Genomic DNA, 23,445 nt, shown 5'->3' with positions numbered 1-23,445 from the left:
CCGGCTAATGCCGGCTCTTATTATTTTTCGTCCTTTAAGGCTCTTCTCAGAATCTTACCAACGTTTGTTTTTGGTAATTCATCCCTAAACTCAACCAGTTTAGGCACCTTATAGTTCGTTAAATTATCACGACAGTGTTTTATTATATCTTTTTCAGTTAAAGATTGATCTTTTTTCACGACAAAAACTTTAACTTGTTCACCACTTACTTCATGCGGGATACCGATTGCTGCGACTTCAAGCACACCTTCGTGCATTGCAACCACTTCTTCAATCTCATTTGGGAATACATTAAAGCCCGACACAATGATCATGTCTTTCTTACGATCCACAATATAGAAGAAACCTTCATCATCGTATGTCGCAATATCACCTGTTGCAAACCAGCCGTCTTTTAAACACTCAGCTGTGGCATCTGGGCGATTATAATAACCGAGCATAACTTGTGGGCCTTTAACCCATAGTTCACCGGGTTCACCTTTTGCTGCTTCTTCACCGTTTTCAAGCATTAGCTTAATATCAGTGCTTGGCGCAGGTAAACCAATTGAGCCATTGTAGCTGTCTAGATCGTATGGACTCACTGTAACAAGTGGCGCACACTCAGTTAGGCCATAGCCTTCCATCAATTTGGTTTTTGTGACAGCTTGCCATTTTTCGGCAACAGGACGTTGCACCGCCATACCACCGCCTAATGACATTTTTAAACTTGAGAAATCAAGTTCAGCAAATCCTGGAGTATTCAATAAACCATTAAACAACGTATTTACACCCGTCACGGCTGTAAATTTATGTTGCGCTAACTCTTTGACGAAACCAGGCATATCACGTGGGTTTGTGATCAGCACGTTTAAGCCACCATATTTCATGAAGGTTAAACAGTTAGCTGTCAGTGCAAAGATGTGATAAAGCGGCAGCGCTGTAATAACCACTTCTTTACCGCGCTCTAAAACATTATCTAAGCAACCTGATACTTGTTCAAGGTTACCAACCATATTACCGTGCGATAACATAGCCCCTTTTGACACACCGGTTGTTCCACCTGTGTATTGTAAGAATGCTAAGTCGTTAAGATCGATATCTGGCTTTTTATAGGTTGCTTCATCACCCGCAAGCACATCAGAAAACTTGATTACATTTGGGAGTGAGTAACTTGGCACCATTTTTTTGATATATTTAACAACAAAGTTAACGATATGCTTTTTGAGGCCGCCAACCATGTCGCCCACTTGTGTGACCACAATGTGTTTGACGTTCGTTTTTGGTAATGCTTTTTCGAGGGTGTCAGCAAAATTAGCAAGAATAAATATTGCAGATGACTCAGAGTCATTTAACTGATGCTCTAATTCACGAACCGTGTAAAGTGGATTGACATTAACCACTACACAACCAGCGCGAAGAATACCTAAAATTGTTACCGGCGTTTGCAGTAAGTTAGGCATCATTACCGCTACTTTATCGCCTTTTTTTAGACCAAGATCATTTTGAATGTACGACGCAACACGTTTTGTTGCATTGTCGATTTCGCTGTAGGTCAACACTTTACCCATGTTAGTAAAGGCTGGAAGGTCACTATAGTCAGCAAAACTTTTTTCAAACAAGTCGAGTAACGAGTGATAATGCTCAGGGTCGATTGTTTCAGGCATACCTTCTGGGTAGCGCTTAAGCCAGATTTTTTCCACTCTTAGCTCCTGTTTATAATTATATTTTTTAATAACCTTAATCTAACTAAGGCCGTTTCACAATGGAGTAAATACTCTAATGGTGCAGATAATCCCATATTTGGTGCAATTATACAATTAACTTGCTTTATCGTGCCTAATAAATGCATGAATGTGTTCTAAGGTTAATGCAGGACTTTGCATATGGCAATGGTGACCGCCTGGTATCTGATGAATTTTTAACTCCTTGTAATATTTACCATAAGCATCTAAGTTTTGTTTTACGAACTCAAATCCTTTATCGCCCATTATAAGCTGGCATGGGGCTTTAATGAGTTTAATTGTTGCTTCACATTGTGCCTCATTAAAACGAAACCCTGAATGATTTTTAAGCTTAGGATCGGTTCTCAAGTACCACTTACCACCCTTTTCATAACAATTACGCTCCATGAGGAGCGCAGCGTGCGGGTACGCTAAATCACCACTGGCGAGTCTTGCACTAATAATGTGCGCCTTTGACTCAAATGCGCGTGGCTGTTTACTGTTTACACGTGCCCGGTTCAAAATTGCTTTTCGAAGTTGACTCGCTGTATCTGAACTGGGTGTAGTCACACAGCCTATCCCTTCTATAAAATTGACCGAGGCCACTTTTTCTGGAAAGCAACTTGCGAAAACGCCTGCAACCATCGCTCCCATCGAATGACCAACTAAGTGAACACGATCCACATTGAGTGTCGCAAGTAACATATAGATATCATCAATGTAATCTATAAAATAGTAATGTGCATCTTTATTACGCCAATCTGATAAGCCGTGCCCCGGAAAATCAACGCAATACCATGTGTGGTTTAAGGTCGCATTATGTAGCATAGGCAGGTAACTATTTGCGTTATCTAGCCATCCGTGTAAAGCAATCACAACCTCTTCACCATGACCAAAGGTTAGGCCATGCAAGGTTTTATCGCCAGTTTGATAAGAAAAAGGCTGCACACTTGCTCCTATTTTTTAAACGTTTCAACTTAAAGGCGTTTATTTATCGTCTGGCTAGTATACAATAATCTCGGCAGTATAAATAAGGGCACAATAATAAGGTTACATCAATGAAATTTAAATTAAGTCTTTTAGCATTATTATGCTCAGCAAGTTCAGTTATGGCTGAATCTGCACCAAAAAATATCATTTATATGATTGGTGATGGAATGGGCCCTGCATATACCACCGCTTATCGTTACTTTAAAGATGATCCAAACACCAAAGTTGTAGACCCAACTGTATTCGATACTATTTTACGTGGTATGGCGCACACTTACCCTGATGACCATACTTATGTGACAGACAGTGCAGCGGGCGCAACAGCGTTAAGCAGTGGACGAAAAAGTTATAATGGTGCTATCGCCGTTGATACTGACAAAAAGCCAGTCAAAACAATGCTCGAAATAGCTAAAGAGCGTGGTATGACAACGGCTCTTGTGGCAACGTCACAAATTAATCATGCAACACCTGCGAGCTTTGCAGCGCACAATGAATCTCGTCGTAACTATGACGAAATCGCTAACGACTATATTGATAATAAAATCGCCGGTAAATTACCCGTCGATCTTATGTTAGGTGGCGGTACGAAATACTATGTACGTGATGATCGCAATCTTGTAGAAGAGTTTAAATCGGCTGGTTATCAGTACAGTGATGACTTTGCAGCCCTTAATGAGATAAAGCAAATACCTGCTCTGGGTTTATTTGCCGAAGTCGGTTTACCGTTTGCGCTGGACGAAAACTCAACACGTTTAACACAAATGACGTCTAAAGCGCTTGATTTACTTGATGGTCAAAATGATAAAGGGTTCTTTGTCATGATCGAAGGCAGTCAAATTGATTGGTGTGGTCATGCGAACGATATCGCGTGTGCAATGGGTGAAATGGACGACTTTGCAAAGTCTATCGAACAGGCAAAAGCGTATGTTGATAAAAACCCAGACACGTTACTTGTCATCACAGCTGATCACTCAACAGGTGGTTTAACTCTGGGTGCTCACGGTCAATATAAATGGGAAACAGAAGTCGTTAAAGGTGTTAAAGCGACGGCGGGTACCATTACTGATGAGTTACAAAAAACTGACGACTTAAAGTCAGTATGGCAACGTTATACTAATATTGAATTTACCGAAGAAAATAGTATCAAACTTGAGCAAGCTAAAAAAATGGGTGATAAAGCGTTACTCCTTGCTGTAAAAGATATCATTAACCACGCTAGTTTTACTGGCTGGACAACGGGTGGTCATACAGCTATTGACGTACAAGTTTTTGCTTACGGTCAGCGCGCAAAAGACTTTTACGGTTCGCAAAACAACACAGACATTGCTGATAAGTTGATTGATTTTATTAAACAGTAATCGTTTTAAACGAAAAAAGCCTAAACAAGTGTTTAGGCTTTTTTATGTTTATCGTTTTCACATTAAGCGTACACATCTACACCTATCAGGCTTTGCACCTCAGCACGTCGCTCTAAATTAGCAAACTCGGTATACGTCGAAATAGCACGGCTAATTTTCGGGTTATTTGGCTTATCGTAAATGGTTTGCTGATAGTTTTGTGACTCTGTTTTAAATTCGGCTGCGAGCGCAACACCTTGAGGGCTCGTTTTAACGTATTCCGTTGACGATTTTTGCTCAGCCGATTGGTCTGATATCGCCTTAGGCGCATCAGTTACGGTATTTTTACGGCTATACTGACCCGGTATATCGCCAGTGAAAAAGCCTGAGCCAATCGGTAACGTCAAGGTCTAAATCCCAATTTAAAGATGCTTAAATTATGTGTCATAAATGCCAACGCTGCAAGTTTAGGGTGTGGTTATTACCCATAAATAGGCTATAACGCAGCACACATACCAAACATGCGCTGCCCTTCGAGTTCTTCCTAGTGACGATTAACTCTTGGTTGCCTACATAATATAGGTGAGAGGCTGAGCAGCACGCGGCAGTTTTGCTTAATTATTACTTAGCTCACTAGGTTACAAACCTCGCACCGCGATTAAATCCCTTCTAGCGTGAACACATTTTAATTATGAAAGGTCAACATGTTCTCGTTATTCACGCCCGGGAAGCTTTTTCCACGTTACGGTATCTCGCACATATTTAGGTTGAGCATTTGCAGCACTTACCGTATCACCTTTTTCAAAGGCACTGGCAACCGATGCCAACATGTACTGAGCATCAGGCAATAAAATATCTGGACTTACGCTTATATTTGCCATTTCACTGACAAGTTCTGGGTACGTTTTCCAGCCTGTACCTACCGCCGTTGCGGAGTTATCTGGCAGGGTAAGTAGTTCTGGTTTAATCACTTGTTCTTCATTCACAAGTGTCATTAAACCGTGCTCATTTGCTTGATATTGAGCAAAGTATATTTCCCCCATACGTGCATCAATTGCTGAGAGCACATCTGAAACATGATGTTGTTCATGTGCTTGCTGAGCCATCATTTGCAGCGTTGATACACCCACAAGCGGTAATTTGGCCGCATAGGCCAAACCTTGCGCGATGGCTACGCTGATACGTACCCCCGTAAAACTGCCGGGACCTTGACCAAAACCAATCACGTCTAACTGCGTTAATTTACACTGTGCTTTGGTTAATAATCCATCAATCAAAGGCAATATTTTTTGACTGTGCTGTTGCGGGCACTCTTCAAAATGATGAAATGTTTGCCCTTGATAATGAAGCACAATTGATAAGGCTTCTGTTGATGCATCGAGGGCAAGAATATTTTGTTTAATCATCTACATTACTCTAATTGATCTGTTCTAAAAAGGCGTTTGCCATTGCTAAATCACGCGTACGTCGCATGGGTGGCAAACTTTTTAAAAATACTTGGCCGTATTGGCGTGTCACTAATCGATTATCACAAATAACCAATACACCTTTATCTTTGTTATCACGAATAAGGCGCCCTACTCCTTGCTTCAGGGCAATTACCGCTTGAGGTAATTGAATATGCGCAAAAGGGTCTTTACCTTGCAGTTGGCAATCTTGCATGCGCGCTTGAAGCAGGGGGTCGTCTGGTGCAGCAAACGGCAATTTATCAATAATAACACAACTTAATGTACTGCCTCTAACATCCACCCCTTCCCAAAAAGAGGCAGTGCCAAGTAAAACAGCATTACCGTGGCGAGTGAATTTTTCAAGAATAATGCGTTTTGACATTTGCCCTTGCATGTACACCGGGTAATCTAATTGTGTGGTTAACCCTTCCGCCACCAAATGCATCATACGGTAACTTGTAAACAGTACAAAGCAACGCCCTTTGGCTGATTTAATAAGCTCAAGCGTTAACTTAATAATGGCATGTGGCATGTTGTTAGCGTGCGACTCAGGTAAATAGCGAGGTAAACACAGCAAGGCCTGTTGTTCATAGTCAAATGGGCTTTCAACAATCATGCTTTGCGCGGGTTTTAAACCAAGGCTGGCGTTAAAGTGGCCAAGATCATTATCTACCGACAACGTGGCTGAGGTAAAAACAAATCCAGCCCCAGTGTCTTTCATCATCTGTGCAAATTTTGCCGACACGTTCAGCGGCGTAATGTTCACCGTTAAATAGCGACGCGTGGTTTCGTACCAATAGCTATAACCTGTTTGTGCTGTATCGAATACGCGTTCAAGCTGCCCTTTAAAGGCCAACGTGCGTTCAAAGGGGTGCTCTATTTTTTCACTGCGGTCTAAGCATAGTTTTAGTACTTGATATAAAAAGTCGAGATCGCTTATCACCCGATGCAGTGCCGCGCAGATATCTTTATCGGCCAGCTTTTCTCGCCAATCTCCGCGACTCCCATCAATACCAAACTGCAAGCGTAAGTCAGCCACACTGGTTTCTAGTTTATTGAGCGTTTTACCCAGCTGCAACATATCGGGGATATCGGCACGGTAAATTGCCCGCAGATCATTAATTAAATCCACCAGCTTTTTTGTACTGACACTTTCACCAAAGTAATCACTGGCAATCTCACTTAATTGGTGTGCTTCATCAAAAATATAGGCATCGGCTGTTGGCATTAATTCAGCAAAACCGGTGTCTTTTACCGCCATATCAGCGAAGAATAAGTGGTGATTAATCACCACAACATCGGCTTCCATCGCATTTAATCGTGCTTTACGTATATAACAATCTTGAAAGTCAGGGCACTCTTTCCCTAAGCAATTATCGGCCGTTGAACTGACATAGGGCAGCACTTTTGCATCTTCTTCAATACCAATACAATCGGCTAAATCGCCAGAACGTGTTTCGCTGGCAAATTTTGCGACCATTGCTAATTGATGCATGACATCCGGGTCATCTGTTGGCACGTGCGCTACATGCTGACTTAACCGATATGTACATAAATAGTTTGCACGGCCTTTTAACAAGGCCACTTTTTTTGTCGCGCTTAATGCTTTTACTAAGTTTGGCAAATCACGATGAAACAACTGCTCTTGCAGGGCTTTTGACCCAGTAGAAATAATTGTCTTACCTTTTGATTTTAATGCAGGAGCCAAGTAAGCATAAGTTTTACCCGTCCCCGTTCCTGCCTCAACCACTAATTGATGACGTTTTTGCAAGGCGTCATCAACCGCAACAGCCATATCAATTTGTGGCTGTCGAGGTGTGTATCCATCAAGAGAAAGCGCAAGAGGGCCAGTGGCACTGAAAAGTTGTTTGATAAACTTCGCCAATAGATTAAAAGTGATGGCCAGATTTTACGTAACTGACTTGCCAAGGGCAAGACTAAATGAGGAAGGCGGGCTTCCTCATTAGCAAAAAGGACGATTACTGTGCTTGAATCGTTAACGTTATTCCCGACGCAGCACGGTATCCCTGTATATCTATGTACCAAGTACCACTTTGCGGGTTATCAATTTGGCATGTTTCTTCGTTGCCATTTTTATAGGGGCGACACTGATAATTTGAAGCTGTGGAAGCTGAGCCATAATTCACATACAAGTCGGCATCACCGCTGCCACCTGAAGTTGCCACGGTTAAACGACTCAAACCCGCCGGTATTTGCTGTGTAAAACGTTGCCAACTTCCAGCATCGACACTAATATTACTTTCTGTACGGTCGATACTACCGACACTCCCCGTCTCGTTAAAACGACCCGTTAGGGAGACACCTGAAATTTCATTCCAAGCTTCAACCATCACATGATAAGTACCTGCTTTAATGCTCGCTATTACACAACGCTCGTTACTTGATGATGTTGTACTCTTACAGTCAAAATCTTGCAATGTTGGTTTGCTGCCAAATTTTATATATAAGTCGGCATCCCCCGTGCCACCTTGAGTAACAAACTCAAGATTACTGCTCATTGCGGGTACTTCAAGGGTAAAAAATAACTGTTCTTTGGCTGCCCCTGCAATGTTCGTTGTGGCAATGCCATTTTCAAGTTCATTACTTGGCTCTTGAACAACATCTCCGGCATTTTTAGCTATCTCAGCCAAATAACTCACGGCAAGTTTTGCAAATTTACTGGCATGTTGTGGGTCAAACTGTAAATCGTTGGAGGTATGAATCAGCGGGTTAATATCACTCATACGCGATTCAAAGGGCATTGAAGCAGCAAAACCTTGTTGATACCACGACGCATGATCTGAACAACCATAACCACATTGGTCAAACCCGTAACTAACGTTTGGTTGATACGCATCTAAAAGCTGTGATAAATACTGGTTTTGTGCTGCGTTTGTATAGTCTGTCATCATAACAATGTCGGTGCTACTGCCATGATTACCGGTCATGTCAAATTGCACCATGCCTACCACCTTTTTCCCTTGTGCTTTGTAATTGGCAGCTATTTCTTTTGAGCCTCTAAGCCCAACTTCTTCAGCAGCAAAGCCCATAATTTGAATGGTTCGTTGTGGCTGATAGTTATTCTCGACTATCGCTTTAAGCGCTTGGGTGAGCACGGCAATACCCGATGCATTATCATCTGCGCCAGGAGCCCTACCATTACTTGGATTTGACTGATTAATTGAATCTAAATGGCCACCGATGATCACTATTTCGTTCGCTTTTTCTGCACCGGGTATCGTTACAATCACTGACGATTGTGAAAAACTATGGCTAAAATAATCAACACTGATATCGCTACGACTACTGGCTATTTGTTGCCAATGCCCTTTTAACCACTGGGCAGCATCAACACCACTTTGTGCCGAGTAATATCGATTATGAAAGTTCATCATGCTGTTAACGGTATCAGTGAGCTCACTGCTGTTAATAGATGAAAGTAGCGCGTTGACTGTAGCGGCATTATCAAGACTATAATTAACTAAACTTGAGCTCGCAGCTAACTGCGAAATCCCCTTTAACTGTTGAGTGTAAAGCTCGGCGTCTGTTAATGAATCATGAGCAACAAAACCACCACATCGATGGTAATTATCATGCATGAACTCACTTAACCCAGCGATCTCTTGCTTATTCAAGCGCATAAAATTTACTTGGTTTAGCGTTGATGATTGCATGGCAAAATTGTTATCTTGCTTACGTTGACTCATTGTCTCTTTTTTAAAGTGCTCTGCTGCAAGCGCATCAATAGTCACCCAAATAGTTTCGTTTGACCCGGCATGACTTAGTTGGCTAACGGAGAGTGTGGCAATGCCAATTAAGCACCGCGTAAGGAGGGTTGTCATAATCAATCCTTTTTATCTGTGAGAAAAAAGGGAGCCGAAGCTCCCGAAGAATAGGCTAGTTAGCCGAAATGGTCAGTGTTACACCGCTTGCAGCACGGTAGCCGCGAAGGTCGATATACCATGTACCCGCTTGTGGATTTGTGAATGTACACGTTTCGCTATTACCGTTTTTATAAGGGCGGCAATCATAGCTTGACGTAGTAGATTGAGAACCAAAGTTAACATACAAATCCGCATCACCTGATCCACCAGAAATAGTCACATCAAGCGATGAGTATCCCGCATCGAGGTCTTGCGTGAAACGAGTCCACCCACCTGAGGCAACACTCACGTTAGATTCAGTACGGTTAATTGGTGTGGCACCTCCCCCGGTGCTCGTATCAAAACTCCCTGTTAGTGATACACCTGAAATTTGATTCCATGCTTCCACCATCACAAAGTAAGTACCCGCTTGCACATTACTGATCGCACAGCTTTCCGTACTCGTAGATGACGTACTTTTGCAATCGAAGTTGCTAAGTGTTGGTTTTGAACCATACATCACATACAGATCGGCATCGCCGCTGCCACCTGTAGTATTAAACTGCAAGTTAGTTGCATCGTCAGGCACTTCAAGGGTAAAGAACAGCTGCTCTTTTGCTGCACCACTTATGCCTGTGCGAGCAACCCCATTTGTTAGTTCTTCATCGCCTGTAGGTGGTTCTGTTGTGCCACCACAGCTGCTACCTGCACTGAGGTTTGACGTTACACCCACAGCCGCAAGTGCAGCTTGAACATCAGCGGGTTCATAGCTTAAGTCACAGGCAGCATCCATAACACCGTTACCCGCAAGATCCCAGTTTGTGCTAGCAGTCCAATAAAGTTGGTTCGCACGAGCCATAACCACAAAGGCTTTTTGCGTATCCCAACCTGGTGTTGTTGCAAGGTTGTAGAATGCCTTATTGAATACACCTGAGCTGTAGTGAACATCCATACCCGAGTAATAGTCATTCTGATGATCAATCGAGCTGCCATCTTGCGTTGGATTATTCATATAGCGCAACGCACCATTGCCTTTAAAGATCTCTTGACCAACTAACCAGTCGTTTGAGCCTTTCATATAAAATTCGGCGGCTTCACCTGCCATATCAGAGAAAGCTTCATTCAAACCACCTGATTTACCAGAATACACCAGACCAGAGTTTTGCTCGGTAAAGCCATGACTTACTTCATGCGCTGAAACATCAAGACTGACTAAAGGATAAAACGTGTTTTGACCATCGCCAAAGGTCATCGCACTTCCATCCCAAAACGCGTTTTCGTAGTTATTTCCGTAGTGAACACGCATTTTTAATTGGAAGGTTAAGGGGGCTGTGCCGACCCAATCGTTATACATATTAAAAATAACATTGCCAAAGTAATGAGCGTCGTTTAATGGCGAATACGCACCATTGATTTCTTTAAATGTATTTTCTGGACAAGTAAACGAATACGCCGTTGAGCCACTGGTACTACCATTAAGATTAATGGTTTTTACATTGGCATTATCCATCGTACAAGTGCTGCCCGACTGAGCCACATCTAGACTGTCAAAGTCAGTGCCATAAATATACTTACCCGTTTTTAAATTTCCGCCAGGGCCTGTTGCACTGGCATGTTGAAGGTTATCAAAGCTAAATAAAACTTCACCGCTGTTTGCATCAATAATTTGGTACGGACGAGATGGGTTATCGCCATACGTGACATAAGACACTTCATACACCAGATGTGCCACACTATTTTCATCTAACCAAATAGCTAAACGAGACTGTTCATTATGCTTTTTTAAGCCAACCGATTTAATTGCTGCCGGTGAATTTGCAAGCCCTTTAGAAACGGCTTTTTTCTTGCTAAGTACAGGAGATACTGAACTAATATCTGCTGCAATATCATACACCGCCGCACCATGTGCGCGTTTTAACTGGCCATTACTATCAAATGTAAGGCTAACCGTGTCGCCGATGACAGGTAGACCTTGATACATTTGCTGATAACGACGGGTTGTATGGCCGTTATTTGTTTTGATTTCTTTTAATACAACTAAATCATTCCCTGCACCTAGACCAACTAACTGATTAGGGCTTGCCATCAATACCGATGCAGCATTAGTTTGCAAAGCTTGGTTAATCCCCATTTGTTGATTTAAGTATTGCTTATTCGCAGCTACTGCACTTGTTGCTTGAGTCAAAGCAAAAGCAGCAAGAGTTGCTAGTGTGATTTTAGATAAATTCACGTTTACGCTCCGTTAGATTGTTATGTATTTAATGTTTTTTTAGTAACCGGACTGCACATGTTCCCGATTAGTGACCAGCCTAGATGGGTAAACGCAAAAATGAAAATGAAACAAAAAATTTACAAATAAAGTATTAGCTCTAAAAATAAAGTTCATATATTACAATGTATTGGAAATTTAAAGGTAACTGAAATGTTAACAATTAACGGTGTACTGTAAATTATTTCATACATTTTTATAACATTAATTATACATTTGTACCTTTTATTTTTTCACCAACTGATTACTCGTATGCTCTGTTGATAAAAACCATATCAGCAGGTTTTTCCTCCTCAATAGCTAGGTACATATATTGCAGGTGACAGCAAGAACTTCAGGCGTAAGGATTGAAGATGTTTTCTGAATTGGCACAAAATGTGTGGGTAAACGAGCCATGGCTACTCGTAATTGGTGGCACATTTATAGCTGCTATTATCTTGTTTTTAATAAAGTTTATAATTATTTACTGTTTAAAAACGTGGACCCAGCGCACAGACTTTGTGTTTGACTCTTTGCTCGTCGACTCAATTTCCACGCCACTTACTTTATGCACAATGATGGTGCTTGTGATCATTTTTGGTCATTTATTAAACATGACTGATTTTCTAACTGACTACCCGCTTCCTATCGCAGCGACTGCGAAATCAATATTAATTTTTGCTTTAGTGCTATTTTTAGATGACTTCTTATTCGGTACCGTTGACTATTACAGTTCGCGCTCGTTAGTGGTGTCTAACAGCCGCAGCATTATTAAAGGAGTGATCCGCTGTGTCATTGTCAGTGTTGGACTACTGGTTTTATTAGGCACATTAGGTATTTCAATCACGCCTATTATCGCGTCGCTAGGGATCACTTCCCTCGCCGTTGCTCTTGCCTTACAGCCGACATTAGAAAATTTTTTCTCTGGGGTTCAACTGGTTATCGATAAACCTATTAGAGTCGGCGACTTTATCGAGCTTGAGAGTGGTGACCAAGGGTTTGTTGAAAAAATAGGCTGGCGATCAACGTGGGTGAAAATGTTGCCCAATAACATGATAGTGATCCCCAATAGTCAGTTGTCTAAATCGCGAATCATCAATTATTTTTACCCTGAAAAAGAGCTCAGTGTGCCAGTGGAAGTGGGGGTACATTATGGTTCCGATCTTGAAAAGGTCGAGCAAATAACACTTGATGTAGCAAGGCAAGTTCTAAAAAGCCATGAATGGGGAATTGATGACTACGACACGTTTGTCGTGTTTCACACCTTTGATCAATCAAGTATTAATTTTACTGTGATGCTAAGAGTGAAAGAGTACTTTAATCGTTTTTGGGTGAAATCGGCTTTTATCAAAGCATTACATAAACGCTACGCCCAAGAAGGTATTGTGATTCCTTACCCTATTCGTGCTATAAACACGACACAAGAGTCTGCGTCGTTTAAAGACTCACATTGACCTAGCTAAATTTATGATAATTGCACTTTCCAACAGGTTGGATTTGTCTCTTTTGAGACAATTTTAACAGCAATTATACAAATGCAATCAGCACCTTGAATTTTTACTCTAAAATTTAATGAAAATCGCATAAACACTGTGACATACGTATGATACAGGCGTACCATATGCGCCCAGAAAGTGACTGCTTTCTGTGTCTTGTTTATAAAATATTTAAGGTCAAACAATGAATGCTTGGTACCTCATTTGTTTTCTTTCAGCATTAGCTATTTTTATTGCTTTTGCTAACCAGTTCATCCTCAAAATGCAAACAACAATTGCTATAACAACAGGCTCTGTTGTTATTTCTTTACTCCTTATTCTCGCCGTTAAAATGCTCGGTGATTCCACAGCCCTCGAAATGACTCAGGTGGTTTCAAGTATTAACTTTAATCAGTTATTGTTAAAGGGCATGCTAGGGTTTTTGCTGTTTGCAGGTGCGCTTGAAATTAATTTAGCAGCGCTGCGTAAACAGCGGTGGGAAATAACCGCATTAGTGCTATTTTCAACCATTACTTCAACCGTGATTGTAGGGTACTTGAGCTATTATTTATTTGCTTTTGTGGGCTGGCCTGTCCCTTTCATTTACTGTTTGTTATTTGGAGCATTAATTAGCCCTACTGACCCTATTGCCGTGTTAGCCATTATTAAACAAATGCGAGCCCCAGAAGGTATTTCTGTGCAAGTGGAAGGTGAGTCTTTGTTTAATGATGGTATTGGTTTGGTGATCTTTACCACTATTTTCTCGGTGGCTTTTTATGGTACAGAGGCAACGTTTACTGACGTAGCAGAGTTATTTTTAGTCGATGCAATCGGCGGCATTGTGTTTGGTTTAGTAATCGCATTAGTCGGGCACTTTTTAATCATTAATAGCCGCGATGTTAATATTCGCTTATTACTAACACTCACCATTCCTACTGCGGGCTTTGCAGCTGCTAACATTTGGGAAATATCAGGTGCTCTGGCAATGGTCACAAGTGGTATTTTGTTGGGTAATATTACCCGCTCAAAAGCGACTGAACGAACCGGTCCTGAAGATACTCGCTATGTAAAAGACTTTTGGCATGCAACCGACAGCTTCTTAAATGCCTTACTATTTTTGATTATCGGTATGCTAATTGTCACTATGCCTATCACCATTCAAGAAATTGGTCTTGGCTTACTCATGGTACCTGTTGTATTACTTGCGCGTTTTATCAGCGTGGGGACGCCATTTATGTTCTTCAAGAAGTATAGGCAATACGACAAACATTCTGTGAAGATTCTAACATGGGGTGGCCTAAGAGGCGGCTTAGCACTGGCAATGGCTGCGGCAATACCTCGCGACCAAGTAATGATTGCGGGCTCAGACCTTCATGATTTAATTGTCATTGTGACTTACGTCGTCGTCATTTTTTCTATTATTGTGCAAGGCTTAACTATTTCACCACTTATTCAAAGCAGTATTCAATCTGCCAAACACGTAACTGGGAAATAGTATCGCTGCATGTGCGTTATACCAATTGAGTTAATTGTTGAACCTAATAAAAGTTAAACATTTGACTCGGTTGGTATTAATAGGTTCTTTTTTATCACTTTTGTTTTGTACATTCGGCTATCTGCTAGCGCCAATAGGTGTGACAGTGAGCATGGTTTTTGCCCTGAAAAATTGGCAATCCCATGCGAAAAACTAAGGTTAAATTTATGCTTAAATTGGCCTGACAATTCACTAAATGATTCAGCTAATCGCTGCATAATGACTTCGCATTCTTGGGTACTCAAATCAGTAAACAAAATAACAAATTCATCGCCACTCAATCGGGCAAACAAATCTGCTTTTCTGCAACACGATGCTAGAACATTGGCGAAGCCTTTCAATACCTCATCGCCAGTAGCATGACCAAACGTATCGTTAATCGGTTTAAAATTATCGAGATCAATAAAGACCAACTTCGCTTTTAAATTTTGTCTGATACATAAATCTAAATAACGCTCAGCCGTACTGCTGAAACTTCGTCGATTAGGCAATAATGTTAACTCATCAGTTGTTGCCAATTGCATCACTGCGAGCTCCCGTTCAATAATGGCGGTAAAGTCTTTTAACACATTCGCTTGTTCTTGGGTGAACGACCGAGGCTGATGGTCAATTATGCATAAAGTGCCAATACGATTGCCTGACTGCAATGTAATAGGGCTGCCGGCATAAAAACGAATGTTGGGCTCACCTGTTACCAAGGGATTATCAGCAAACCTAGGGTCTAGCAAAGCATCACAGACTACCAATGGACCATTATCTAAAATCGCATGGGCACAAAAAGAGATATCACGCGGTGTTTGTTTTACGCTGACCCCAATGCATGACTTGAACCACTGCCGGTGTTCATCAACAAGGCTAATTAAACAAATAGGGACCGAAAAGAACTGCTGAACAAGGCGCGTTATTCTATCCAGCGCTGGATCATTTGGTGTATCTAAAATTTCGAGTGCACGAAGCTCTTCAAGGCGCGCTTTTTCACTAAATGGTACTGCTGGCTTATCCATAATATCGCCTTGAATCTGAAAATTAATTTTACTCTATAAACCTAGCACAAAGTACTAGAAAACGAGATAAAAATAATTTTATTTTCTTAAGCATTAAGCCCATGTATCGAGGTGCTTATTGCCGTCTTCATCTTCTTCGATAATATCTTTATCATTTTTATCAGCACTTTTATTAGCACTTTCGGCTGCTTTTTTACGCCGTTCAATTTCGCGTTTTTGCCGCTTTTCGAGTTCAATTCTCTGCACGTTCGCATCTTTTACGCCCGCAATGTGGAATGCACCTTTACTCTCAAGTTGTAAACGCGTGATGCGTCCTAAAAAGGGGATCATGATATCCATTTGTACCTCCTACCCATCCACTTATTATCGACCGTTATAGCATATTCTTTAATTGCAAAAAAAAGTGCTTGCCAAAAATATTAAAAACATGTTTATCTATATACGTAAATTATTTAAACAGATTAACGCACTTGTTTACACAAACGAGTGCAACACAGGAAAGATTATGCGCTTCAACTTGACAACTATCCATCATCACCATCATTCACCGGAATAGCCTGTCAGGTTTTTCGCTGAGAGGTTATTCCTAAAAGGAACCTCTGGCGAGTAATCAACCACATTATTTATTTTCGCCCTGAGGTTTCCTCGGGGTTTTTAGTTTTTGAATTAAAGGAAAATGAATAATGAGTAATAACAACCGTTTACGTATCGCCATCCAGAAAGGCGGCCGACTATCAAAAGACTGCCAAGAGCTTTTAAAACAGCTAGGCGTTAAATTGAATCTTCGTGAACAACGCCTAATAGCACACTCTACTAACATGCCCATTGATGTACTTCGTGTACGTGATGACGATATTCCAGGCCTAGTTATGGACGGTGTGTGTGACTTAGGTATCGTTGGCGAAAACGTACTTGTTGAAGTACAAGCCGAGCGCGAGCGCCAAGGCGCTGCATTTGAAGTAAATAAACTGTCAAAACTTGATTTCGGCTATTGCCGCTTAGCACTGGCTTGGCCACAAGAGCTAGGTGTGCAAAAGAAGAGCTGGTTTGAAGGCAAGCGCATTGCCACTACCTACCCTGAAATTCTAGGTCAATATCTAAAACGTGAAGGCATCAACGCAAGCACAGTTATGCTAACAGGCTCTGTAGAAGTGGCTCCGCGTGCAGGCCTTGCCGATGCTATCTGTGATTTAGTGTCTACCGGTGCAACACTTGAAGCCAACGGCTTAATGCAAGGCGATACTATCCTCGAATCAAATGCCTGTTTAATCCAAAACAAAGACCTGACAGATCAAAGCAAACTTGATTTAATCAACACCCTAATGCCGCGTTTACGGGGTGTACGCCAAGCTAAAGAAAGTAAGTACATCATGCTACACGCGCCAAAAGCAAAACTCGATGAAGTGTGTGATTTACTGCCTGGCACAGGTCAACCAACATTACTTGCTTTAGCCGGTAGTGATGATTATGTGGCACTGCACATGGTGAGCAGCGAAACCTTATTCTGGGAAACGATGGAAGAGTTGAAAGCACTCGGTGCAAACTCGATCCTCGTAATGCCAATTGAAAAAATGATGGAGTAAGTATCCATGTTTCGCTGGAATGAGGAAAACCAACTCGCACAGCAAGCGGTACTTACCCGCCCTGCTGTCACGGCAAGCAAAGAGATCGAATCAATATGCATCGATATCTTAGCGGCAGTCAAAGAGCAAGGTGACGCTGCGCTTTTAAACATGGCAAAACAATTTGATAAGCGCGAAACACCGCGTTTATTAGTGCCCGTTGAAGAAATTGATCAAGCAGAACAGTTTTTATCGAGCGAATTAAAAGCCGCGATTGAAACAGCTTACGCTAATGTAAAACGCTTTCACCAAGCACAATTACCAAAAGACATTAAACTAACAACTCAACCTGGGGTGTTATGTGAGCTTAAATACCAAGCGATTGAAGCAGTGGGTATATACGTACCCGGTGGCAGTGCGCCATTACCTTCGTCGGTTATTATGCAAGGTGTCCTTGCACAATTAAGCGGTGCAAAAACTGTTGTGCTTGCAACACCTGTTAAGGGCGATGAAAGCATTAACCCTGCAATTCTCTATGCAGCTAAGCTATGCGGTATTAGAACAATTGTTGAAAGTGGCGGCGCAGGGGCAATTGCAGCGATGGCTTACGGCACTGAGTCTGTACCGAAGGTCAATAAAGTATTTGGCCCAGGCAACAGTTTTGTGACAATGGCAAAACAGCTTGTCGCCCAGACGATTCCGGGCATGGCAATTGATATGCCTGCAGGTCCTTCTGAGGTACTGGTGATTGCTGATGAACGTGCAAATCCTGAATTTATTGCTGCCGATTTATTATCGCAGGCAGAACACGGTGCTGATTCACAAGTAATCTTACTGTGTAATAGTGAGCGCATTATTGAACTTACGCAGCAAGCATTAACAACGCAGCTTGCAAAATTAAGCCGCAAAGAAACCGCTGAACAAGCCCTTGCAAATTCAAGCTTGATTTTAGTCGACTCTATTGAGCAGGCATTTGAAGTATCAGCACAATATGGTCCTGAACACCTAATTTTACAACTTGCTGATGCTCAGCCTTATTTAGGCTTAGTTAAAAATGCTGGATCTGTCTTTGTGGGCGACTATACACCGGAATCTGCAGGCGATTATGCGTCAGGTACTAACCACGTACTACCAACGTATGGTTACAGTGCCACCTATTCGAGCTTAAACTTACTGGACTTTTTTAGAACTTACACAGTACAAACCATTAGCAAAAATGGGTTACGTGAATTATCTAAAGCAATTTTACCTTTGGCCGCAGCAGAAGGGCTTGATGCTCACGCTAATGCTGTTTCAATTCGTCTTGAGGCACTAAATAATGAGCGATAACTCAACACTTACCACACTGTTGCCAGACAACATTGCAGCACTAACAGCTTATAGCTCAGCAAAGAGCGAGAAACTGACTGGAACAACGTGGCTAAATGCCAACGAAAGTCCCTACTCTCGCACGCCTACTGTGAGTTTGGCCGATTTAAATCGCTACCCCGATCCACAGCCAACACAGGTTATTAACCGTTACGCATGTTATGCCAACTTAGAGCCAGAGCAAGTGCTGATGACACGCGGTGCCGATGAAGGCATTGAGCTATTGGTGCGTACATTTTGCCGCCCAGCAAAAGACAGTATCGCGCTATTTTTACCAACCTATGGTATGTACAAAGTCACTGCCGACACTCACAACGTGAGCATTAACGGTCTCACCCAAGAGTTACTGTTAAAAGGCACGGTGGATGAAATTGTTGCTGCGATAGCTGACTCGAAATTAGTTTTCATTTGTAATCCTAATAATCCAACAGGCAGCATGGCGAGCCTAGACAAGATCAGAAAGATTACCCAACAACTTGCGGGTAAAGCCATCGTCGTGGTAGATGAAGCTTATATAGAGTTTTGTCCAGAACACACTGCAGCAAGCTTAATTAATGAATTTAATAATCTTGTGGTGCTAAGAACCTTATCTAAAGCGTTTGCATTAGCAGGTTTGCGTACAGGCTTCACACTTGCAAACAGTGATTTACTGGCACCGATCCGTAAAGTAATTGCGCCTTATCCAGTATCAACTGTAGTCGCACGTATTGCGGCTGATGCACTCAGTAGCGATAACATCGCCTCAATGCGTCGCCAAGTTACTATATTAAATAGTTTAAAAGCCAAACTAAAAGACTGGCTTGAACAATCATCGGCCGTGGTTAAGGTGCTTAGTGGTGAAGGTAACTTTGTAACCTTAAAGCTAAAAGATAAACAGTCATTTAATATTGCATTGGCACAAGGTCTTGTGATGCGCGCATTCACTCTTTATGGTGAAAATGATTGGCTGCGCATTTCAATCGGTAATGAACAAGAATTAGAACAAGTAAAAATTTGGCTAGATGGTTTATCACTTGCCAGTAACACAGTAGAACAGGAAGTATAATGAGTAACCCGTATTTATTTATTGACCGCGATGGCACCATTATCGAAGAGCCAATCACCGATAAACAGGTAGATAGCCTCGAGAAATTAGTATTTTTACCCAATGTGATCCCTGCTCTACTGCAACTTCAAGCAGCGGGATACCGCTTAGTTATGGTATCGAACCAAGATGGACTAGGTACAGATAGCTTCCCAACGGCTGATTTTGACATTGCGCAAGACAAAATGATGAATATCCTCAACAGCCAAGGTATTAAATTTGACGAAGTACTGATTTGCCCCCACTTTGATGCAGACAATTGCAACTGCCGTAAACCTAAAACAGGGTTGCTGACTGAACTTATGCGCTCAGGCAAAGTAGATTTAGCCCGTTCATTTGTCATCGGTGACCGCCAAACAGATATAGGTCTTGCTGCTAACTTATGCTGCGAAGGCATTTTATACACCGGCAGTTGGGATGCCATTGTCACTCAGCTAACAACACAAAACCGTGAAGGTCGCATAACCCGCAACACCAAAGAAACGCAAATCGATGTGCAGGTTAATTTAGACCAAACCAAAAATGGCGACATTAGTACTGGCCTTGGCTTTTTTGATCACATGCTTGACCAAATTCGCACCCACGCCAATATCGGACTTAATGTTCAAGCCACGGGCGACTTACACATTGATGAACACCACCTCGTTGAAGACATTGGCATTGCCTTAGGGCTTGCACTTAAACAAGCGCTGGGTACAAAAACGCAAATTGGCCGTTATGGATTTGCGCTACCGATGGATGAATGTAAAGCCGAGGCGCAAATAGATTTATCGGGCCGTGCATCGTTTGTGTTAAATGCCGATTTTAGCCGTGAAAAAGTCGGCGACTTAGATGTGCAAATGGTTGAGCATTTCTTTAAAAGTTTAAGTGACAACGCCGCAATGAGCCTGATTTTGTCAGTCAGCGAGGGTAACTGTCATCACCAAGTAGAAGGCTTATTTAAAGCCTTTGCCAGAGCGCTGCGCGCTGCTATCGCAAAAGATGCCACGCAACAAACTGCCAGCTCAAAGGGGTGTTTATGATTGCCATAATTAATACGGGTTGTGCCAATATCAACTCGGTGCGTTTTGCGTTTGAGCGACTCGGTCAAAATCCAGAAGTGATCACTTCGCCTGAGCAACTAAAAAGCTTTGAACGTGCTATTTTACCCGGTGTAGGCCATGCTTCTGTGGCAATGAAGCGCCTAAAAGACGGTGGCTGGCAACAAGCCATTGATGAATATCAGCGTCCGCTTATGGGCATTTGTTTAGGCATGCAATTACTTTGCGAAAGCACCGAAGAAGGCAATGTTGATTGCCTAGGTAAAATCCCAGGTATTGTTAAGCAACTTGATGTAGGTACATTGACATCACCGCATATGGGCTGGAACGACCTAACAGTATTAAAAGAGCATGCGCTCACTAAAGGTTTAACAGCGCAAGATCATGTTTACTTTGTGCATAGCTTTGCTCACACCGTCAACGATGCCACGCTTGTCAGTGGTGAATACGGAAACACTTTCTCTGCGATTGTTGCAAAAGATAACTATGCAGGCATGCAATTTCACCCAGAGCGCAGTGCCAAAGTCGGCACCCGATTATTACAAAACTTTTTAGATTGGCAGCTGTAAGCGCAGCACAAAAATAAGAGACCAAAACGTGATTATTCCAGCACTTGATGTATTACAAAACCAAATTGTGCGCTTATACCAAGGTAAGTATGATACAGCACAATTTTACCCATACGAACTAGGCGCACGCTTACAAGCGTACGCAAACAGCGGTGCAGGTAAGCTGCACCTTGTTGATTTAGAAGGCGCACGCGACCCGAGCAAAAAGCAATGGCAACATATTCAAACCGCGACCAAAGCATTAAACGTCCCTTATCAGGTTGGCGGCGGTATTCGCTCTGAACACGATGTGGCCGACTGGCTAGAAGCCGGAGCTAACCAAGTTGTGATTGGTTCAATGGCCGTTGAAAAGCGCGAGCAAGTCCAAGCATGGATTGAAAAGTTTGGGGCCGAACATTTCGTGATTGCCCTTGATGTAAATAAAACCGAAAACGGCTGGGCTCCTGCCACTCACGGTTGGTTAAGTGAATCTGAGTTTGGATTATTTGAACTTGTTGATTTTTACGTAGCATTGGGCGTCATTGACTTTCTGTGCACTGATATCAGTAAAGACGGCACCATGACAGGCCCTTCATTTGCACTGTATGAAGATTTAATAAACCACAACAGCCAAATAAAAGTACAAGCATCTGGCGGCGTAAGCTCGCTTGACGATATCGCCAAGCTTAAAAAACTCGGTGTGGGTGGGGTTATCTTAGGTAAGTCATTGCTTGATGGTGCCTTTAATGTTGAGGAGGCGTTAGCATGTTATCAAAACGCATAATTCCTTGCTTAGATGTCAAAGACGGCCAAGTCGTAAAAGGCGTTAAGTTTAAAGGCCACGAAGTAGTTGGTGATATTTTAACACTTGCAAAAGCATACAGCGATGCCGGTGCTGATGAACTGGTGTTTTATGAGATTAGCGCCAGTGTCGAAAAACGCCTACTTGATGTAAATTGGGTTGAGAGTATTGCCCGCCATATTGATATTCCATTTTGTGTGGCTGGTGGCATTAAATCAGTTGCCGATGCAGCGCGTGTGCTAGAGCGCGGCGCAGATAAAATCAGTATCAACAGCCCTGCCATTGCACGCCCTGAACTTATCAAAGAATTACACGATGAGTTTGGTAAACAATGTGTGGTTGTCGGCATTGATAGCTTTTACGATGAAACCACTGGCGAATATTTAGTGTACCAATTAACGGGTGACCCTAATGCATCAAGCCGTACACGATACAAAACCGAAGAATGGGTCAAGCGTGTGCAAGACCTAGGCGCAGGTGAAATCGTGTTAAACTGCATGAACCAAGATGGTGTGCGTAAAGGTTACGACAATGTTCAGCTTTCTAAAATGCGCGCATTATGCGACATTCCGCTAATTGCATCAGGTGGTGCCGGCACAATGCAAGACTTTGTTGATGTATTTCAGCAAAGCCACGTTGACGGTGCACTTGCTGCCAGCGTATTTCATAAGAACGTCATTAACATTGGCGAACTAAAACAATTTTTAATCGATAATAATATAGCGGCACGACTATGCAATTAACCAAAGATAACCTTACTCAAGTCGATTTTGCCAAAAGCGAATTGATCCCAGCCATTGTGCAAGACGCACGCTCTGGGATTATTTTGATGCAAGGTTTTATGAATGCGGACGCCTTAGCCGCCACCTTCGACAAGCAAAAAGTGACCTTTTACTCACGTTCAAAGCAGCGCTTGTGGACCAAAGGCGAAACATCAGAAAACTACCTTGAAGTCGTCTCTGTTCACACCGATTGTGATTACGATTCTATTTTAGTACTCGCAAACCCATTAGGCCCAACCTGTCATTTAGGCACGCAAAGCTGCTTTGGTGATGACGCTAAACCCAGCCTAGCTTTTTTAGCTGAACTTGAACAAGTGATTGTTTCACGCAAAGACGATGACCCAAGTAAAAGCTACACAGCGTCTTTATTTTCAAAAGACTTAAGCCGTAGTTGCCAAAAAGTCGGTGAAGAAGGTGTTGAAGTAGCACTGGCAGCCATGAAGCATGACAACGATGAATTAACCAATGAATCGGCTGACTTACTGTATCACTTAACCGTGTTACTACAGCGTCAAGGCCTTTCACTGGCTGATGTCGTGAGCTGTTTACAAGGCCGCCATAAGTAACATTAAAAGCTTAAGATGCCGCTAAAAAAGGCGCATCTTAAGCTATTACATAAAAAATTTTAAACCCATTTAAACCTTTCTCCTCCACGTTTAC

General features: G+C 42.3%; 20 protein-coding genes. 11 read left to right on the top strand and 9 right to left on the bottom strand.

All coding sequences use genetic code 11. From position 1 onward, the window contains the following. Positions 1-20: 20 nt before the first annotated feature. A complete protein-coding gene (gene fadD, locus D0907_RS17080) occupies positions 21-1,679 on the bottom strand; it encodes a long-chain-fatty-acid--CoA ligase FadD (protein ID WP_118844888.1) in 1,659 nt (552 codons plus the stop codon). A 117-nt stretch (positions 1,680-1,796) separates the two neighbouring features. Next, positions 1,797-2,648: an alpha/beta fold hydrolase gene (locus tag D0907_RS17075; protein WP_036971941.1), complete on the bottom strand. Its 852-nt coding sequence runs from the start codon at positions 2,646-2,648 to the stop codon at positions 1,797-1,799. Positions 2,649-2,758: 110 nt separating this feature from the next. Here D0907_RS17075 and D0907_RS17070 point away from each other — a divergent pair, with 110 nt between their 5' ends. Then, positions 2,759-4,048, top strand: coding sequence for an alkaline phosphatase (locus D0907_RS17070; protein ID WP_065979052.1), 1,290 nt, complete (start codon positions 2,759-2,761; stop codon positions 4,046-4,048). Between the two features lie 62 nt (positions 4,049-4,110). Here the strand turns inward: D0907_RS17070 and D0907_RS17065 are convergent, their stop codons facing one another. The 5 genes from D0907_RS17065 to D0907_RS17045 form a co-directional block, all read right to left on the bottom strand. Continuing rightward, positions 4,111-4,434: a hypothetical protein gene (locus D0907_RS17065; RefSeq protein WP_065979051.1), complete on the bottom strand. Its 324-nt coding sequence runs from the start codon at positions 4,432-4,434 to the stop codon at positions 4,111-4,113. 306 nt (positions 4,435-4,740) lie between these two features. Further along, positions 4,741-5,433, bottom strand: coding sequence for a tRNA (adenosine(37)-N6)-threonylcarbamoyltransferase complex dimerization subunit type 1 TsaB (tsaB, locus tag D0907_RS17060; protein ID WP_118844887.1), 693 nt, complete (start codon positions 5,431-5,433; stop codon positions 4,741-4,743). A gap of 10 nt (positions 5,434-5,443) precedes the next feature. Further along, on the bottom strand, positions 5,444-7,360 hold the full coding sequence (gene yoaA, locus D0907_RS17055; RefSeq protein ID WP_036971947.1) for a DNA repair helicase YoaA: 1,917 nt from the start codon (positions 7,358-7,360) through the stop codon (positions 5,444-5,446). Between the two features lie 94 nt (positions 7,361-7,454). Then, the gene (locus tag D0907_RS17050; RefSeq protein WP_118844886.1) at positions 7,455-9,317 is read right to left on the bottom strand and encodes a M20/M25/M40 family metallo-hydrolase; all 1,863 of its coding nucleotides are present in this window, start codon (positions 9,315-9,317) and stop codon (positions 7,455-7,457) included. Between the two features lie 55 nt (positions 9,318-9,372). Further along, the gene (locus tag D0907_RS17045) at positions 9,373-11,568 is read right to left on the bottom strand and encodes a M4 family metallopeptidase (RefSeq protein WP_118844885.1); all 2,196 of its coding nucleotides are present in this window, start codon (positions 11,566-11,568) and stop codon (positions 9,373-9,375) included. Positions 11,569-11,960: 392 nt separating this feature from the next. Between D0907_RS17045 and D0907_RS17040 the strand changes: the two genes are divergently transcribed. Together D0907_RS17040 and D0907_RS17035 are read left to right on the top strand one after the other, a co-directional pair. Further along, positions 11,961-13,040 carry a mechanosensitive ion channel family protein gene (locus D0907_RS17040; protein ID WP_118844884.1) on the top strand — a complete coding sequence of 360 codons (1,080 nt, stop codon included), beginning with the start codon at positions 11,961-11,963 and terminating at the stop codon, positions 13,038-13,040. Positions 13,041-13,266: 226 nt separating this feature from the next. Continuing rightward, positions 13,267-14,556 carry a cation:proton antiporter gene (locus D0907_RS17035; RefSeq protein ID WP_118844883.1) on the top strand — a complete coding sequence of 430 codons (1,290 nt, stop codon included), beginning with the start codon at positions 13,267-13,269 and terminating at the stop codon, positions 14,554-14,556. Positions 14,557-14,609: 53 nt separating this feature from the next. On the opposite strand, the gene D0907_RS17030 is transcribed toward D0907_RS17035, so the two are convergent. Further along, complete coding sequence (locus tag D0907_RS17030; RefSeq protein ID WP_036971958.1) at positions 14,610-15,599, bottom strand: sensor domain-containing diguanylate cyclase; 990 nt, start codon at positions 15,597-15,599, stop codon at positions 14,610-14,612. Between the two features lie 93 nt (positions 15,600-15,692). Continuing rightward, complete coding sequence (locus D0907_RS17025) at positions 15,693-15,938, bottom strand: hypothetical protein (RefSeq protein WP_118844882.1); 246 nt, start codon at positions 15,936-15,938, stop codon at positions 15,693-15,695. Between the two features lie 344 nt (positions 15,939-16,282). Here D0907_RS17025 and hisG point away from each other — a divergent pair, with 344 nt between their 5' ends. The 8 genes from hisG to hisIE are packed head-to-tail and all read left to right on the top strand — an operon-like array spanning position 16,283 to position 23,351. Then, complete coding sequence (hisG, locus tag D0907_RS17020) at positions 16,283-17,182, top strand: ATP phosphoribosyltransferase (RefSeq protein ID WP_036971963.1); 900 nt, start codon at positions 16,283-16,285, stop codon at positions 17,180-17,182. A gap of 6 nt (positions 17,183-17,188) precedes the next feature. Further along, complete coding sequence (hisD, locus tag D0907_RS17015; RefSeq protein WP_036971965.1) at positions 17,189-18,490, top strand: histidinol dehydrogenase; 1,302 nt, start codon at positions 17,189-17,191, stop codon at positions 18,488-18,490. Then, the gene (gene hisC / locus D0907_RS17010) at positions 18,480-19,574 is read left to right on the top strand and encodes a histidinol-phosphate transaminase (RefSeq protein ID WP_118844881.1); all 1,095 of its coding nucleotides are present in this window, start codon (positions 18,480-18,482) and stop codon (positions 19,572-19,574) included. The genes hisD and hisC overlap by 11 nt, the downstream gene beginning before the upstream one ends. Next, the gene (hisB, locus tag D0907_RS17005) at positions 19,574-20,635 is read left to right on the top strand and encodes a bifunctional histidinol-phosphatase/imidazoleglycerol-phosphate dehydratase HisB (protein WP_065979045.1); all 1,062 of its coding nucleotides are present in this window, start codon (positions 19,574-19,576) and stop codon (positions 20,633-20,635) included. The genes hisC and hisB overlap by 1 nt, the downstream gene beginning before the upstream one ends. After that, a complete protein-coding gene (gene hisH, locus D0907_RS17000) occupies positions 20,632-21,222 on the top strand; it encodes an imidazole glycerol phosphate synthase subunit HisH (RefSeq protein WP_118844880.1) in 591 nt (196 codons plus the stop codon). The genes hisB and hisH overlap by 4 nt, the downstream gene beginning before the upstream one ends. A 28-nt stretch (positions 21,223-21,250) precedes the next feature. Then, complete coding sequence (locus tag D0907_RS16995; RefSeq protein ID WP_036971973.1) at positions 21,251-21,985, top strand: 1-(5-phosphoribosyl)-5-[(5-phosphoribosylamino)methylideneamino] imidazole-4-carboxamide isomerase; 735 nt, start codon at positions 21,251-21,253, stop codon at positions 21,983-21,985. Further along, complete coding sequence (gene hisF, locus D0907_RS16990; RefSeq protein WP_036971975.1) at positions 21,967-22,746, top strand: imidazole glycerol phosphate synthase subunit HisF; 780 nt, start codon at positions 21,967-21,969, stop codon at positions 22,744-22,746. Before D0907_RS16995 ends, hisF begins: the two co-directional genes overlap by 19 nt. Further along, positions 22,737-23,351, top strand: a complete 615-nt coding sequence (gene hisIE, locus D0907_RS16985) for a bifunctional phosphoribosyl-AMP cyclohydrolase/phosphoribosyl-ATP diphosphatase HisIE (RefSeq protein WP_036971977.1) — start codon at positions 22,737-22,739, stop codon at positions 23,349-23,351. The genes hisF and hisIE overlap by 10 nt, the downstream gene beginning before the upstream one ends. Positions 23,352-23,445 lie beyond the last annotated feature (94 nt).

This window comes from Pseudoalteromonas lipolytica, from assembly GCF_003515105.1.
Taxonomy (GTDB): Bacteria; Pseudomonadota; Gammaproteobacteria; order Enterobacterales; family Alteromonadaceae; genus Pseudoalteromonas; species Pseudoalteromonas lipolytica.
This window is presented reverse-complemented; position numbering and strand designations above follow the sequence as displayed.

What these genes read in the sequence shown, in the direction of transcription:
- D0907_RS17070 (WP_065979052.1), top strand. Translation starts at nt 2,759, where the DNA reads ATGAAATTTAAATTAAGTCTTTTAGCATTATTATGCTCAGCAAGTTCA.
- tsaB (WP_118844887.1), bottom strand. Translation starts at nt 5,433, where the DNA reads ATGATTAAACAAAATATTCTTGCCCTCGATGCATCAACAGAAGCCTTA.
- D0907_RS17050 (WP_118844886.1), bottom strand. Translation starts at nt 9,317, where the DNA reads ATGACAACCCTCCTTACGCGGTGCTTAATTGGCATTGCCACACTCTCC.
- D0907_RS17040 (WP_118844884.1), top strand. Translation starts at nt 11,961, where the DNA reads ATGTTTTCTGAATTGGCACAAAATGTGTGGGTAAACGAGCCATGGCTA.
- D0907_RS17035 (WP_118844883.1), top strand. Translation starts at nt 13,267, where the DNA reads ATGAATGCTTGGTACCTCATTTGTTTTCTTTCAGCATTAGCTATTTTT.
- D0907_RS17030 (WP_036971958.1), bottom strand. Translation starts at nt 15,599, where the DNA reads ATGGATAAGCCAGCAGTACCATTTAGTGAAAAAGCGCGCCTTGAAGAG.
- D0907_RS17025 (WP_118844882.1), bottom strand. Translation starts at nt 15,938, where the DNA reads ATGGATATCATGATCCCCTTTTTAGGACGCATCACGCGTTTACAACTT.
- hisG (WP_036971963.1), top strand. Translation starts at nt 16,283, where the DNA reads ATGAGTAATAACAACCGTTTACGTATCGCCATCCAGAAAGGCGGCCGA.
- hisD (WP_036971965.1), top strand. Translation starts at nt 17,189, where the DNA reads ATGTTTCGCTGGAATGAGGAAAACCAACTCGCACAGCAAGCGGTACTT.
- hisC (WP_118844881.1), top strand. Translation starts at nt 18,480, where the DNA reads ATGAGCGATAACTCAACACTTACCACACTGTTGCCAGACAACATTGCA.
- hisB (WP_065979045.1), top strand. Translation starts at nt 19,574, where the DNA reads ATGAGTAACCCGTATTTATTTATTGACCGCGATGGCACCATTATCGAA.
- hisH (WP_118844880.1), top strand. Translation starts at nt 20,632, where the DNA reads ATGATTGCCATAATTAATACGGGTTGTGCCAATATCAACTCGGTGCGT.
- hisF (WP_036971975.1), top strand. Translation starts at nt 21,967, where the DNA reads ATGTTATCAAAACGCATAATTCCTTGCTTAGATGTCAAAGACGGCCAA.
- hisIE (WP_036971977.1), top strand. Translation starts at nt 22,737, where the DNA reads ATGCAATTAACCAAAGATAACCTTACTCAAGTCGATTTTGCCAAAAGC.